The 15501-nt window shown below is 49.9% G+C and carries 14 protein-coding genes; 8 read left to right on the top strand and 6 right to left on the bottom strand.

Going from position 1 to position 15501, the window contains the following annotated elements; translation table 11 throughout:
• Window positions 1-310 precede the first annotated feature (310 nt).
• Together ACJ2PR_RS31390 and ACJ2PR_RS31385 are read left to right on the top strand one after the other, a co-directional pair.
• The gene (locus tag ACJ2PR_RS31390; protein WP_446879936.1) at window positions 311-511 is read left to right on the top strand and encodes a hypothetical protein; all 201 of its coding nucleotides are present in this window, start codon (window positions 311-313) and stop codon (window positions 509-511) included.
• Between the two features lie 14 nt (window positions 512-525).
• Window positions 526-693, top strand: coding sequence for a hypothetical protein (locus tag ACJ2PR_RS31385; protein ID WP_446879935.1), 168 nt, complete (start codon window positions 526-528; stop codon window positions 691-693).
• Between the two features lie 103 nt (window positions 694-796).
• Here ACJ2PR_RS31385 and ACJ2PR_RS31380 read toward each other — a convergent pair whose 3' ends face one another.
• From ACJ2PR_RS31380 to ptsP, 4 genes are all read right to left on the bottom strand, one after another.
• Window positions 797-1402, bottom strand: coding sequence for a peroxiredoxin (locus tag ACJ2PR_RS31380; RefSeq protein WP_446871569.1), 606 nt, complete (start codon window positions 1400-1402; stop codon window positions 797-799).
• Between the two features lie 238 nt (window positions 1403-1640).
• Window positions 1641-3446, bottom strand: a complete 1806-nt coding sequence (locus ACJ2PR_RS31375; RefSeq protein ID WP_446879934.1) for a PTS fructose-like transporter subunit IIB — start codon at window positions 3444-3446, stop codon at window positions 1641-1643.
• A gap of 28 nt (window positions 3447-3474) precedes the next feature.
• Window positions 3475-4434, bottom strand: a complete 960-nt coding sequence (gene pfkB, locus ACJ2PR_RS31370; RefSeq protein ID WP_446879933.1) for a 1-phosphofructokinase — start codon at window positions 4432-4434, stop codon at window positions 3475-3477.
• 3 nt (window positions 4435-4437) lie between these two features.
• Window positions 4438-6918 (bottom strand): phosphoenolpyruvate--protein phosphotransferase, encoded by a 2481-nt coding sequence (ptsP, locus tag ACJ2PR_RS31365; protein ID WP_446879932.1) that lies wholly within the window; start codon window positions 6916-6918, stop codon window positions 4438-4440.
• Window positions 6919-7319: 401 nt separating this feature from the next.
• On the opposite strand from ptsP, the gene ppsA reads away from it, so the two are divergent.
• On the top strand, window positions 7320-9836 hold the full coding sequence (gene ppsA, locus ACJ2PR_RS31360; RefSeq protein WP_446879931.1) for a phosphoenolpyruvate synthase: 2517 nt from the start codon (window positions 7320-7322) through the stop codon (window positions 9834-9836).
• A 512-nt stretch (window positions 9837-10348) separates the two neighbouring features.
• Window positions 10349-10996: a class I SAM-dependent methyltransferase gene (locus ACJ2PR_RS31355; RefSeq protein WP_446870813.1), complete on the top strand. Its 648-nt coding sequence runs from the start codon at window positions 10349-10351 to the stop codon at window positions 10994-10996.
• Between the two features lie 77 nt (window positions 10997-11073).
• Here the strand turns inward: ACJ2PR_RS31355 and ACJ2PR_RS31350 are convergent, their stop codons facing one another.
• Window positions 11074-11937, bottom strand: a complete 864-nt coding sequence (locus ACJ2PR_RS31350) for a 3'(2'),5'-bisphosphate nucleotidase CysQ family protein (RefSeq protein ID WP_446879930.1) — start codon at window positions 11935-11937, stop codon at window positions 11074-11076.
• A gap of 65 nt (window positions 11938-12002) precedes the next feature.
• Window positions 12003-12863 (bottom strand): sugar kinase, encoded by an 861-nt coding sequence (locus ACJ2PR_RS31345; protein WP_446879929.1) that lies wholly within the window; start codon window positions 12861-12863, stop codon window positions 12003-12005.
• Between the two features lie 5 nt (window positions 12864-12868).
• On the opposite strand from ACJ2PR_RS31345, the gene rsmI reads away from it, so the two are divergent.
• The 4 genes from rsmI to ACJ2PR_RS31325 form a co-directional block, all read left to right on the top strand.
• Window positions 12869-13741 carry a 16S rRNA (cytidine(1402)-2'-O)-methyltransferase gene (gene rsmI, locus ACJ2PR_RS31340; RefSeq protein WP_446870816.1) on the top strand — a complete coding sequence of 291 codons (873 nt, stop codon included), beginning with the start codon at window positions 12869-12871 and terminating at the stop codon, window positions 13739-13741.
• A 181-nt stretch (window positions 13742-13922) separates the two neighbouring features.
• Entirely contained in the window at window positions 13923-14255 is a 333-nt protein-coding gene (locus ACJ2PR_RS31335; protein ID WP_446879928.1) for a hypothetical protein, read from the top strand.
• Between the two features lie 285 nt (window positions 14256-14540).
• Window positions 14541-15134 carry a hypothetical protein gene (locus tag ACJ2PR_RS31330; protein ID WP_446870818.1) on the top strand — a complete coding sequence of 198 codons (594 nt, stop codon included), beginning with the start codon at window positions 14541-14543 and terminating at the stop codon, window positions 15132-15134.
• Window positions 15135-15230: 96 nt separating this feature from the next.
• The coding region (locus ACJ2PR_RS31325; protein WP_446879927.1) for a DUF167 domain-containing protein at window positions 15231-15501 on the top strand (271 nt) is incomplete at its 3' end.

The raw sequence follows: 15501 nt of genomic DNA, 5'->3' as shown, positions 1-15501 counted from the left end.
CTTCTATTCTCGCGAATCGCCGACAGTCGCTCCCCCAACCAATAGATGCGCCCCAACTGCACAACTGCACTCTAACCGATCGAGTACGCTAAACGGCGCTTAGTTAGTGGGTGCTTATACGAACTCTCTACACCAATGCTCACATCATTGACCCAGCCCAAAAATTTGACGGCAAAGGACAGCTTTTGGATAAACCTTAGAAAGCTCAATTGTTACGATACATTTAAGGGGAATTGGAGCATTGTTTGTCGTATTCCGTTCCCTTATGTTTCACGCTTTCCTACCTCACGCTTGCGATCGCTGTTGACCTATGACAGCCGTCACCCCTTCTACTACAGTCAGACTCACCTTACCTGACCATACTCAGTTGCCAGAGTCGGATGGAACTTTTGTAAAAAACTTTCAAGAGCATCCTACTGACCGATTCGATTTTGCCGCTTTTAAAACAGCAGAATCCGGATGGTCAATACTGCATTGGTCAAGACGGTGGCATCTATTGGCGACTGACTGACCCGCTCGAAAAAGGTGCAGAAGCCCCCTGATTGGTTTTTTGTTCCCAATGTGCCCCCGACGCTGAATGGACGACGGGCTGAACAGGAAAAACAACGCGCCGATCGACTGGCAGAATGTTTGCGACCCCTTGCGGGTAACTCAAAGAGATCGCAAGGTATCGACCCCGACCAGAGTCTCTAAAACGCAAAAAACATCTACAAAAAATGCCCGCAGCAGGGCCGTACTCAGACGGATTCCTTACTACGGACACTTCAACTAGCAAATAGTAACTTCAGATAGTGACTTAAACTGCTGCAAAAAATTCTTTCGACTTGACGGGATCAGGATTCATCGTCTTGTCTCCGGGCTGCCAACCAGCGGGGCAAACTTCATCAGGGTGAGTCTGCACATATTGAATCGCTTGCAAGATGCGAAGGGTTTCTTCGACACTGCGACCAAATGACAGGTTGTTGACGGTTGCATATTGCAGAGTGCCATCTTTGTCGATGATGAACAGACCGCGCAGAGCAACACCCGCATCCGGGTCAAGCACGTTGTAAGCAATGCTGATTTCCTTCTTGATGTCAGACACCAACGGATAGTTGAGATCGCCGACACCGCCAGACTTACGATCGCTCTGAATCCAAGCCAGGTGAGAAAATTCGCTATCAACAGACACGCCCAAAACTTCGGTGCCCAGATTTTTGAAAGCTTCGTATTGATCGCTGAATGCAGTGATTTCAGTCGGGCAAACGAAGGTGAAATCTAAGGGATAAAAGAACAACACGACGTACTTGCCGCGATAATCAGACAGTTTAATCGTCTTAAATTCTTGATCAACGACAGCCGTCGCAGTAAAGTCGGGAGCGGTCTGACCGACTCTCAGGCATCCTTCATTGGGATGAGTCATGGGAAAAGGGTCTCCTTACAGCAGTACGTCTACTTTCAGTAAATAGTTTCACAGGGCCAAAAAGGCAAGCTCAATTATTTACGAACTGTTACAACAATAGCACAGCGATCGCGTTTTCGCAGTCATTATGAGTTCGAGTTAACGATGTAAAAGCAAATCTCAGCTTCATCAAGAACGCTTCCAACAATTGAGATGTCACGCTGAACAATGTCACCTTGCGATCAATTGAGGCTGCTTTCTAGGAGGGTTGGGGTTCTGTCGTTTTGGGTTGCCAGCGTTTAAGTTGGACTGCTGCCAGAGCGGTTACTAGGGTGCCGACGGCAATCGCCACCACATACAATCCGCCTTGAGTCACCGCGTTAGGAATCGCCAGGACGAAAATTCCGCCGTGTGGGGCGCGAAGGGTACAGCCGAACAGCATCGACAATCCGCCTGTAATCGCTGAACCCAACACACAGGCGGGAATGACGCGAATCGGATCTTTGGCGGCAAACGGAATCGCGCCTTCGGTGATAAACGAAATCCCCAAAACAGAGGCGACTTTTCCGGCTTCTTGTTCTTCGATCGTAAACAATCGCTTCGCCAAAAATGTTGCCAGGGCCAGACCGAGCGGAGGCGTCATGCCAGCGGCCATCACGGCGGCCATCGGTTGTACTACGTCACTAGCCAGCAGTCCGACGGCAAAGGTGTAGGCTGCTTTGTTGACTGGGCCACCCATATCAACAGCCATCATTCCCCCCAAAATTAAGCCGAGAATGACGGCGTTGGTTTGTCCCATGCTCTGCAAAAAGGCGGTCAAGCCATCCAAAATTGCTTTAACGGGCGCACCAAACACGTAGACGAGCAGCAATCCGACGACCAACGTCGCGAGTAGAGGAATCACCAAAACAGGCTTCAATCCCTCGAAGTTTTTGGGCAAATTCACCTTGTCGCGGATGAACAGGGAAATGTAGCCAGCCAAAAAGCCAGAAAGAATGCCGCCCAAAAATCCCATTCCTAAATTAGAAGCCAACATGCCGCCCACCAGACCAGGGGCAAGACCGGGACGATCGGCGATCGAGAAGGCGATAAATCCCGACAAGACGGGGACAATCAAGGCAAACGCTGACTTTCCGCCAATCTGTAACAAGGCATCCCCAAAGCTTCCGGGTTCAGGTTTGAGTCCAAAGGCAAACGACAGCGCGATGATCAATCCACCCGCCACGATCACAGGCAGCATGTAGGAAACTCCGGTGAGCAAGTGACGATAGGGGCCCGATCGTCGAGCCGATTGTTCTGCTTTGGCTTGCCGGACAGCATCGACGTAATTTCCCTGTCCGTTGGTGGTTTGTGTCTGGGGTTCGGGTAGCGCTAAGGCGGTTTCGATCACCGTTTGTCCAGACTTAAGCGCCTGATTGGTGGAAGTTTCGTAAAGCCGCTTGCCTTTAAAGCGGGACAGATCAACATGAGTATCGGCGGCAATCACGACAGCATCGGCTTGAGCAATCTCTTCGGGAGTCAGTTGATCTTTGGCCCCGACGGAACCTTGGGTTTCAACTTTGATGGTGTGACCGAGGGCGATCGCGCTTTTTCTCAACGCCTCAGCCGCCATGAAGGTGTGGGCGATTCCCGTAGGGCAGGAGGTAATGGCGACGAGGTGTTTGGCCGTGGAGGGAACTGCTTGAGAATGGGAGGGAGCCGCCGCAGGTTCAGGACTGCTCGCATTCGGTGACGCTGAGTGGGGGACTTGATTAACTTGAGCAATGGCCTGTTCGATCACCGTTTTGGTATTGCGAATCGCCTGACTGGTTGAAGTCGTATAAATCGGCTTGTTGGCAAATCGAGACAGATCAACATGCACATCTGCCGCAATGATCACCAGATCGGCTTCAGCAATGGCGCGTTCTGAAAGAGGCGTTTTGATGCCTTCAGCTCCTTGAGTTTCAGCTTTGACGTGATAGCCCATTGTTTCAGCCGTTTTTTTGAGGGCTTCGGCCGCCATGAAGGTGTGGGCGATGCCAGTTGGACAGGCGGTGACGGCCACAATGTTTTCGATCGATTTCATGTCTGGTGTGGGTTTAAAGAATGGATGGTTAAAGAATGGATAGGCTAACTTCGTTCATCAAAGATTCGACGGTTTCTCTAGGAGGCAAGCGCGGCCCGATTTGACTGAGTGCGCCGATCGAGAAGGCCGTTGCCAACCGCGCACAATCGCTGAGTGACCAGCCGCGTAGCTTCCCAACAATCAAGCCCGAAGTCATCGCATCCCCTGCGCCCACGGTACTAACGACTTTGATCTGCGGCGGACGGGCATGAATCACTTGGTTTTGTTCGGCAAAGATGGCTCCGTTTGGGCCCATTGAGACGACGACACAGTGAATCGTCTGCGCCAGTTGTTGAGCGGCTTGAATAATGGCGGTTTGATCGTTGAGCGATCTCGTTGAGATACCCGTAAGGGGTCGCCCTACTAGCTCTTGTAGTTCCTCTAGATTGGGCTTGATCGCATAGGGCGCAAACGGAACGGCTCGCCGCAAGCTTTCACTACTGGCATCGAGAACAACGGTTTTGCCTCGCGCTTTGAGATCGGCGATCACTTTGCCGTAAATGTCAGGCGAAATTCCCGCAGGCAGGCTACCCGATAGGACAAACCAATCGCACTCTTCCGCCAGGTCACGAATCGTTTGATGGAATGTCATCAGATCGCGTTCGGTGGGTGCCTGCCCTGGGAAGTTAATGTCGGTGACTTGATTTTGGGCGGTGTCGGTGATTTTGACGTTGATGCGCGTGTTGCCAGCGATCGACACAAATCGATTCTCAATCCCCTTTTGCTGGAAGAAGTGATCAAACAGATCGGCATTGTCTTTGCCCAAAAATCCAGAAGCGGTCACAGAAAATCCAAAGTCCGTGAGAAACGAGGCCACATTCACGCCTTTGCCGCCCGGATCGCGCTGTTCTGATTCGACCCGATTCACTTCTCCGGCTTTGAAGTTGGGAATGCTGACGGTCTGATCGATCGCCGGATTGAGCGTAATCGTCGCAATAGTTGGATTCATAACTTACACCAGCGATCGGACTTCTTGGGCAGTGCGGCATCGTAAGGCGCGTTGGGCTAATTTCTGAGTTTCGATCAGCGAGAGGCTGCGGAGTTTTGCTTTCACGGCTGCCACACTGGGAATGCTGACGCTCAGTTCGGTTACGCCTAATCCTGTGAGAATAGCGGCTCCTTTGGGATCTCCCGCAATGCCGCCACAAACCCCAACCCATTTTCCGGCTGAATTGGCTGCCTGCACAGTTTGATCAATCAGACGCAACACGGCAGGATGCAGTCCATCAGCTTGTTTGGCGAGAGCGGGATGGCCGCGATCGATGGCCAACGTGTATTGAGTCAGATCATTGGTGCCGATCGAGAAGAAATCGACTTCTTTCGCCAACTCATGCGCCATCAATGCCGCCGACGGAACTTCGATCATGATGCCGATTTCGACCGGATCTGCGCCCACTTCTAAACGCACGTCTTCCGCAATTTTTCTCACCGCTTGCAGGTCTTCTAACGTGGCGATCATGGGAAACATAATCTTGACCAAACCAGATTGTGAGGCGCGAAAAATGGCTCTCAGTTGCGGTCTAAACAAGTCAGGACGTTGCAGACACAGCCGAATTCCTCGCACGCCCAAAAAGGGATTTTCTTCGATCGGCATCTCCAAATAGGGCACCGCTTTATCTCCGCCAATGTCCAGAGTCCGAATGATCAGCGGCAGTCCATTGAGTGCCTGAGTCATTTCGGTGTAGGCGGCGAACTGTTCTGCTTCGGTGGGGGGGTGCGATCGATTCAAAAATAGAAATTCCGTCCGCAACAATCCAATCCCTTCGGCTCCCGCATTGACGGCTTGTTCGGCTTCGGCGGCGGCTCCAATGTTGGCGACGACTTCAACTCGATGGCCATCGGTGGTCAGGGCAGGTTGATAACAGGTCAGCTTTTCGGCGGCGCGAATGGCTTGTAAATCTGTTTGGGCAACTCTCGCCGTTTCTAAATCTGCCTGAGAAGGATGCGGATAGAGATTGCCGCTTTCGCCATCCAGAATGCAGGGCGTACCATCCGGCAAATTGAGAACGGCTGCCCCTGCGCCAACAATCGCGGGAATATCGAGCGATCGAGCAATGATGGCACTGTGCGAAGTCGAACCTCCGTAAGCGGTACAGAATCCCAACGTCAAAGCTGGATTCAAACTCGCCGTATCAGAGGGTGTGAGGTCTTCAGCGATGAGAATGACGGGGCGATCGGGCAATTGGGGCGCATCTTCTATCGTGTCTGCCAACAATCGCAGCACTCGTTGCCCCACATCGCGCAAATCGGTGGCTCGACCTGCCAGCAAAGGATCAGACAGTTTTTCTAAGGTTTGGGCGCGTTGTTCGTAAGCCGTTTGCCAGGCCCAGGCGGCACTATGAATCTGCGAGTGAGTTTGTGAGTGAGTTTGCAGATGAGAAATCGCTTCTTCAACAAGTTCTTCATCACTGAGAAATGCTTGATGCGCTAAAAAAATCGAGGCCTGACTGGCTCCTGACTTTGTTTTTACTGAGTCGTACAAATTGCCTAATTGGATTTTCGCAGTCGCGATCGCTTGGCTCAATCGAGCTTTCTCAGCCTCTGGATCTTTTGCGGTGGATTCAAACACTAACTTGCTGCGCTTGAACTGAAAAATGGGAGCGATCGCCACACCCGGAGAAGCCGCAATTCCAGGAATCGGAGCCGACTCAAAGCTTAACGTTCGTCCTAATATAATCGTTGAGGATTCTTCTTCATCTTCTAACCCTTTAGCGATCGCTTGACTTAAGGTGTCTAATGCCTGAGTTTGATCCGTTCCCTGAGCCATCAAACGAACGGTTTTTCCACCTTCAACGCCTAATTTGAGAAGTGATACCAGGCTTTTTGCATTTGCAGTTTGATCGCCGTATCGAATGCGAATTTCTGACTCAAATTCTTTAGCCAAATTGACCAAAAGAGTCGCCGGACGTGCGTGAAGTCCCGTTTTTTCTCGAATCGTTACGTCTACAAAGCTTGCAAAATCTGAGGGTGAATTTGAGTGTGGAGAAGGGCTGGAATTAGAGGACGATCGATTCGTTAAGCAGTCCACAATATCATCGGGATTTGACGTATGAGATAAGCGCTGAATTGTGGCTTCGTCATCTAAAACATGGGTCAAATTAGCCAGAATTTCTAGATGCTCATCAGACTTAGCCGCAATGCCCACGACGAGATGCACGTTCTCTCCTGGATTCCACTCAACACCCTTGGGAATCTGCACAACAGAAATGCCTGTCTGCTGAATGAAATCGCGATCGCTCGGCAACCCATGCGGAATCGCAATCCCATTTCCTAAATAAGTATTCGCAACCTTTTCTCGGGCCATCATACTTGCGATATATTCTGGCTTCATGTTGCCGTTTTTGACTAACAAATCTCCGGCTTGGCGAATGGCATCAGCTTTATCAACAGCATTAGCTTTTACTTTAATACTGCTCTTATTTAGCGTCATCATGTGGTTCTAAATTTGGCTAATTAATGTGTGAAGATTATGTTTGAAAAAGAGCCTATTTCTATTAATGTTTGAAAGTGATAGTTATCCGCTACAGGTTTTACAAAACTTTAGAGAGTTCTTTAATTCCTCTCATAGTATTAATGTTGTGATACTCAGCTTAAGGCGAATTAAAATCTGTCTTAGGGCGTAGCTTTTTGTACTTGATAAAGAAGTTAGAATCCCCATCAAGCGAGGCATGAGAACGCTTCAAATTTCTAAACACACGCCTCATCAAAGTCTGAGCTAAACTCCACTTATAAGTAGGATTGAAATGAAGCGCCATCTCTTCGAGTTACCCGTGAGAGATTACTTTTTCACATCCCAAAATCACTTCAAAACCCCAAATTTTTACAAAAATCAAAATGTTTACCGCTAAAAAGTTAGAAACTGCTGCGTTAAGCCAAGACTCAAAAGAAACTGAATTTGTACTTTGGTTTGAGCAGGTTGGGATTGCTGATGTGGCGATCGTGGGCGGCAAAAATGCTTCGCTGGGCGAAATGATTCAGCAACTCGCACCTCAAGGGGTGAATGTGCCGACCGGGTTTGCCACAACCGCCTATGCCTTTCGCTACTTTATCGAAAAAGCTGGACTCAAAGAGCGTCTACGGCGATTGTTAGCTGACCTCAAAATCGAGGATGTCAACGACTTGCAGGAACGCGGTAGACAAGCTCGAACGATGATTTTAGACACGCCTTTTCCAACAGAACTCGAAACGGCAATTCTCAACGCTTATTTACAGCTTTCGGAACGCTATGGAAGCAGTGTTGAAACCTGTGAACGGTTGACTGGAAACGAGCTAAAATCCTGCCTGAGTCGCCATACCGGACTCGATGTTGCAGTGCGATCGAGTGCCACTGCCGAAGACTTACCGGACGCGAGTTTTGCGGGACAACAAGAAACCTATTTGAATATTCACGGCATCGATCGCGTTCTCGAAGCCTGTCACCACTGTTTTGCGTCTTTGTTCACCGATCGCGCCATTTCTTATCGCACGACGAAAGGCTTTGATCACTTTGACATTGCCTTATCGGTGGGGGTGCAAAAAATGGTGCGGTCTGACCTGGCGGCATCGGGGGTAATGTTCTCGATCGATACCGAAACCGGATTCAGCAATGCGGCACTCGTTACGGCGGCTTATGGATTGGGGGAAACGGTCGTCCAGGGAACTGTCAATCCCGATGAATACATTGTCTTCAAACCGACGCTCAAACAGGGATTTCGACCCATCCTTGAGAAACGATTGGGCAGCAAAAAACTCAAAATGATCTACGACATCGGCGGCAGTAAACCCACGACAACGGTTCTGGTGCCGCGATCGGAGCAAGCAAAATACGCCCTGCAAGACGACGAAATTCTCAAGCTGGCCAACTGGGCCTGCATTATTGAAGACCATTATTCTCGCGTTCGGGATGCCTACAGTCCGATGGACATCGAGTGGGCAAAAGACGGCACTACAGGCGAACTGTTCATCGTCCAGGCGCGTCCTGAAACCATTCATTCTCAAAACACCCGCAACATTCTCAAAACCTATAAACTGACTGGCAAAAAGCCGTCTCAACCGCTGTTAACGGGGCGGGCTGTTAGTGAAATGATCGGAGCGGGAACGGTGAGAACGATCGTCGATATCCGCAAGCTCAACGAATTTCAGGAAGGCGAAGTGTTGGTTACGCCCCGCACCGACCCTGACTGGGAGCCGATCATGAAAAAAGCCAGTGCCGTCATCACCAATCAAGGCGGGCGCACCTGTCACGCGGCGATCATTGCGAGAGAATTGGGAATTCCGGCGATCGTCGGCTGTGATAATGCCACCGAAGTTCTCAAAGATGGGCAAGCCGTCACGGTGTCCTGCGCGGAGGGAGAAGAAGGGCAGATTTACGACGGGCTGTTACCTTTTGAGATTGAAGAATTGTCTTTGGGAGATCTGCCGCCCACGCCGACCAAAATCATGATGAATGTGGGCAATCCTCACGAAGCATTCAGGCTTTCCCTGATTCCCAACGATGGAGTCGGACTGGCTCGCACAGAATTTATTATCGCTAATCACATTAAGATTCACCCACTGGCGCTATTAAATTTTGAAACGCTGGAAGATAAGGGCGCAAAATGGGAAATTAGCCAACTCACTACCCAATATGAAAATCTGACGGAATACTTCGTAGATAAACTGGCATCAGGAATTGCAATGCTGGCAGCGGCTTTTTATCCCAAGCCTGTGATTGTGAGAATGTCAGATCTCAAAAGTAACGAATACGCTAACTTGATTGGAGGTCGTCAGTTTGAGCCGATCGAAGAAAACCCGATGATGGGCTGGCGGGGCGCTTCTCGCTACTATGACCCCAAATATCGGGAAGCCTTTGGGTTAGAGTGCAAAGCCTTTAAGCGAGTTCGGGATGAGATGGGATTGACCAACGTGATTGCCATGATCCCGTTTTGCCGCACGCCCGACGAGGGACGCAAAGTTTTAGCAGAAATGGCCAAACATGGACTGACTCAAGGCGAAAATGGCTTGCAAGTTTACGTCATGTGCGAACTTCCTAGCAACGTCGAACTCGCCGATCGCTTCAGCGAAATCTTTGACGGCTTCTCGATCGGCTCCAACGATCTGACTCAGCTAACCTTGGGACTCGATCGCGACTCTGCTCTGGTCTCTCACCTCTTTGACGAGCGCGACGAAGCGGTCAAACGCAAACTCAGCCGAGTCATTGCCACAGCCAAACAGTTCGATCGTAAAATCGGAATTTGTGGTCAGGCACCCAGCGACTACCCCGAATTTGCCGAATTTCTAGTCGAACAAGGCATCGACTCCATCAGCCTCAATCCCGATTCTGTTTTGAGAACTCGACTCGCCCTACAAAGCGCCTCCCCGCAAAACCCCTAACGCCAACCTTCTGTGAAGCGGCATCGATCAACAGGGTGGCTTCATTGTTCAAGAAGAACCAAGAAAAAGACCCGAATCTAACTTGCAGAAGCGGGGCGATCGTTCACATTAGCCGAAGAAACAGGTGGACTAATTTTGTTAACATAACTTCATATAGCAGTCCTAAATCAGTTGTGAGAATCTTGAAATAGCCTGTTCTTAGTGATTCGTTCTCAGCTAATTAACGTGAATTCGATGGAGTTTTCTCGCTTCGTTATTGGGCACTTCTGCCCCCCAACCCCCCAATTTTGGGGGACTTTGAGACAATATTTCTCGTTCAAAGTCCCTCACTGGTGGGGGATTTAGGGGGCTGCCCGGATTGGTAACCGCAGCGAAAGATGATCATCGAATTCACGTTAATTAACGACCCGCCACTAAGGACTAACCCCAGAATTTTCACAACTCAAATCAGATAGCTATAGACGAGTGTTTATTCACACCTGTCAATCTTTACTCTTTCGCCCCAAATCATCATGCTGCTCAACCCCAACCAGCGCACCAAACTGGACGATACCGACGACAAATTGTTTTATGATGCGCCGCGCTTTGTCACCCACGTCGATGAAGGCTTTATCCAACAACTGACGGACTTGTATCGAGAACGATTGCAGCCCAACACTCGCATTTTTGACATGATGAGTAGCTGGGTGTCACACTTGCCCGATGAGATGAAGTTTGCTCACGTCGAAGGTCACGGTCTGAATGCAGAGGAGCTTGCTCAAAATCCTCGTCTCGATCATTACTTTGTGCAAAATCTCAACCAAAATCCCAAACTGCCGATCGAAGACCAGTCGTTTGATGCAGTGTTGAATACCGTTTCGGTGCAGTATTTGCAGTATCCAGAAGGCATTTTTACCGAGATTCATCGAATTCTCAAACCGGGCGGCATTGCCATCTTTAGCTTCTCAAATCGAATGTTTTATCAAAAAGCGATCGCAGCTTGGCGAGAGGGTTCTGAGGCGAGTCGGGTGGAGTTGGTAAAGGGCTATTTCAAAGCAGTGCCGGGATTTAGTCAACCAGAAGTGATCGTGCGCCAGTCTCAAACGCCGAGTATTCTACAACTATTTGGGATGCCGGGGGGCGATCCGTTTTATGCGGTAATTGCTCAAAGAGAGGGATGAGGGAGGAGGGAGGAGCGAGGAGCGAGGAAAGAACTGTTCGATTAGGTCGTGTGGCTTCGACATCCCTTATTGATCGGCTATTGATCGATTTCTGAAAGAAGTTGGGTGGCACGATCGCACAGTTCTGCATGACAATGCCCATTGCTGGCCAGGAGTCCGCCCCATTGGTTTACGTCGTCTTGGTTGTAGAGCAGAGGCGTGTTATCAAAATGGGTGAGACTGCCGCCTGCTTCGGTGAGAATCAGATCAGGAGCGGCAAAATCCCAGTCTTTGGGGGCTGACTTGCTTGAGAGCGAGAGGTAGAGGTCGGCTTGATGCTCCACGATCGCCGCAATCTTACAGCCGATGCTGCCCACTTGCCGCTGGCTTTTGTGAGGAAATTGATCGACGAGTTGGTTTAAGCGATCGTCTCGGTGACTGCGACTGGTGACGATCGTCAAATCTTTTGGGCGAGTCTTGTCAGAAACCTGAAGCTTTTTGGGGTGGACATCCTCACGAGTTTCGACAAAGGTGCCGTTGCCCAGAGTAGCGTAATAGAGTTTGCCAAATTCGGGACAGGCGACGACTGCCAGCAAAGGGCGACCTTCGTGAGTCAGAGCAATGTGAACGGCGTATTCTCCGGTTTTGTTGATGAAGTCTTTGGTGCCATCTAGAGGATCGATAATCCAGACCCAGGGCTTGCCGCGTCGAGCCGAGATGGGCTGATTTTTGAAGGTTTCTTCGCTCAGGTAGGCAAAATCTTGGGTTCCCAGTGAGGCTTGGAGGCTGTCGAGAATGTATTGATTGGCGGCGAGGTCGGCCGTCGTGACAGGACTTTCGCCCGATTCTTCGATGCCAAAGGTGGAATGCTGCGCTTTTAGCAAAATGTCAGCCGCGCCCCAGCCCACAGAGCGAGCGATCGCCAAAATTTCCGCTAGTTCTCCGCGTTGGAAATTTGCCAATTCTGACTCTCCTGTAGTTTTGTGTCTGCGTTTTGGGTAACTCGCTTCTCCCCAAAGTCTACTCGCTAAATCTGCTGGTCGGCTGACATCCAGCGACGGGTGCCAAAAGATTGACACGACTGGGCGGCGATCGCGCCCGCTTTTTTCAACGCATCCTCAAACTCTGACTGCAAAAGATAGTGGCAAAACGCCCCGTGGAAAATGTCACCTGCTCCCAATGTGTCGATCGCCTTCACCGTGGGAACTGGGATCTGTCCTCTGGTGCCGTTGTTGAGAAACTCGATCGGTCGCTCTCCCTGGGTAATCGCAATTTTTGAGAGACCAAACGCTGCCAGGTAAGCAAAAACTTGATCCAAACTCTGGCAGCTAGGCGGGTGAAAGTTAGCGGAACAGATAGCGTAATCGACGTGAGGCAGCAGGCGATCGCTCCCTGGTTTCCAGCTTCCTCCATCCATCACAACAGGGATTTTTTGCTGTCTGGCTTGTTGCGCGATCGCGATTCCGACTGCCATCTGATGCCCGTCTACCAACACGATGTCAATGGTTTGTAAACCCTTGGGCAATTTGTAATTCTCAACTTGAGACTTAATGGCATTGATCGAGACGACCGATCGTTCTCCTTGAGAAACGACGATCGACGAAACGGGAGGCGAGTCTGTATGAGACGGATTCAAGTCCGACAAGCCTACGCCACACTGCTGCAAATCCGCCAAAATCAAGTGACTGATCGGATGCCGACCCACTACGCCCAGAAGTTCAGCCTGATTTCCTAAATGACAAAACGCAATGGCCGCATTCGTCGCCGGGCCACCCGCAGCAGTCGTGTAGTCGATCGCCACAATCTTTTCATTCACCGCAGGCGGACGATCGACGAGATAAATTAAATCGATCGTCACCAAGCCAATAAACAGTCCATGTTTGCTCATCAGGTGTGCTCATCTCAAGATACGATCGCGACATGGATGCAAAAGCTGGAACTCTCTACATCGTCGGCACCCCGATCGGCAACCTCGAAGATATGACCTTTCGGGCGGTGCGAATTTTGCAAACGGTGGATCTAATTGCCGCAGAAGACACGCGCCATACCGGAAAGCTGCTCCACCACTTCCAGGTTAAAACACCTCAGATCAGCTATCACGAACATAACCAGATTTCTCGGACTCCAGAACTGCTCGATCGCTTACAAAACGGACAGTCGATCGCCCTTGTCACCGATGCCGGGATGCCAGGAATTTCTGACCCAGGGTACGAACTGGTCAAAGCCTGTGCTGATGGTGGATTTGTTGTCGTCCCGATTCCTGGAGCAAGTGCTGTCATTACGGCTCTGAGTGCGTCTGGGTTGCCGACTGATCGCTTTACCTTTGAAGGATTTCTCCCTGCCAAAAGCCAAGCTCGTCGCACTTTCTTAGAATCGTTGCAGTTAGAGGCTCGATCGCTGGTTTTCTACGAATCGCCGCATCGACTGAGAGCCACGCTGCAAGATATGGCAGACGTTTTGGGGAGCGATCGCTCCATCACGCTGGCACGAGAATTGACTAAACTGCACGAAGAATTTTGGCGCGGCACCCTTCAAGCAGCGATCGAGCACTACAAGAGTCGCGACCCTCAAGGAGAGTTTACCCTGGTCGTCGCTGGCGCAGAGATTAGGGAACTCGTCCTATCAGATGCGGCGATCGTTGCAGAATTGCAGAACTTATTAAATCAGGGGTTGTCGCGATCGGATGCCAGTCGTCAACTCGCCCAACAAACCGCTCTCCCTCGTCGGCAAATCTACCAACTGGCGCTGTCTATTCCTGATTCCTGATTATCCTGAAAGTTCCTCAGAATTGCCGAATAAATTTAGGAGCTTTCCGAGATTAATAGCCTCTTTGCCAGAAATCTCTTTAAACGTTTAATCCGGATTCAAGACTTTGCCAGGTGATGTCTACATCTGTTGGACAAATCTGTTGGACAAGAATAGTCAGTCGCGAACTTCACACAAAACTATGCAGAAAATACTGGGACTCCTGTTGCTGATCGCTGGGATTTATTTTCTAGGTCAAAATATTATGTTTTCGACCTATTACTCTCCCTTTTTTTGGCGCAACCTGCCAGCGATCGGGTCGGTTCTCTGCATCATGGGCGGCACTGCCTCTCTGATTTGCTTTCCTCGACAAACCGGAAACTTTGGCTGGCTCTCAATCATGGCAGGCATTGTGCTGGTGTTTCTCAGTGGTGGCGTTTTTCTCAAGCCAACCAGCCTGTGGAATTTTATGATCGCCTTTGCTGCTTTGGTGAGCGGGTACAAATTGATGACAGAACGAGCGCACAGATTTTAGCGTCTTCAAACACGACTCTAAATTAACGTGAATTCGATGGAATTTTCTCGCTTCGTTATTCAGCACTTCTGCCCCCCAACCCCCCAATTTTGGGGGACTTTGAGACAATATTTCTCGTTCAAAGTCCCTCACTTGTGGGGGATTTAGGGGGCTGAAGCCGATTGAAACGAAGCGAGTCACTCTCATCGAACTGACGTTAAATTAAAGGATGGAAGCAGACGGGCAGTTTTGCGATAATTAAGAAACCCATCTTCATATCAAACGTGCTGTCTGACTTCCTGTTTTATGACCCAAGCTGAGATTGCAGCGGCTCTACAAGCTGCCTTCCATCAGTGCGACATGATGGGCTGTTCTTTAAGCGAAGAACAGAAAGAGATTCTCACGCAGACGCTCAAAGCCCGATTGTCTGAGCGATCGACGCTTGAGATCAATCCGCTCGATCAACTATCTCCCCAACAGCGCACCGCCCTTTTAGAATTTATCACCGCTCAAGAACAGCAAAACCAATCCTGGAAGGTGACGCTGCTTAACGATTGGCTACAAAACCGCGACTCTGGCAACGTGCAGTTTGTCCGAGATTTGTTTGGCGTGCAGTGGCTAGAAAGTATTACCTCAGCCGACCTCGCCGACTACGAAGACGAAGCTATTTTGAAGCTAAAAGTGGGCGATCGTATCGAAGTTTCCAATACGCTTTGGGAATGGGTACAAGAATCTGACCCCAACGGTCGCGAATGGTTTCCCTGTACGGTGATCAGCGTCCAAGGCGATGTCGAACCCTCCCAAACAAAATCCACCGTCCGCTTTGACAACGGCAGCGAATACGAAATTCAAGGACTCTACGACTGGAATCGATCGAATTGGCGTTGGGCGAAGGGATGAGGGGCTTTTAACGTGAATTCGATGAATGGTTTCGCTTCCGGCTTGACATTCAAGATAATCGCTAAATCCTCCAATTCTGGGCGACTTTGACTAAGTTTGACTGATCACTTGGTTGCAGCTTATTTTCAACTTGGTATTAAGCCTAATTCTAGCCAGCAAAAAATAGAAGTTGAGGAGGACGATACGCTAATTGTGTTTTTGAGATCACCGCCTGTTGAGGGCAAAGCAAACGAAGAACTTATTAAACTTTTAGCGAAAGAATTCGACGTGCCAAACTCTTCTCTAACTATTAAATCGGGCGATCGTCTAAAACAACGTCAGTTCGATGAACGCTTCGCTTCGCTTTTAGATCCAGGAACGCCCCCTA

This window comes from Phormidesmis sp. 146-33 (assembly GCF_052939515.1).
Note: the sequence above shows the minus strand (reverse complement) of the source record. Positions and strands in the feature narration are given on the sequence as shown.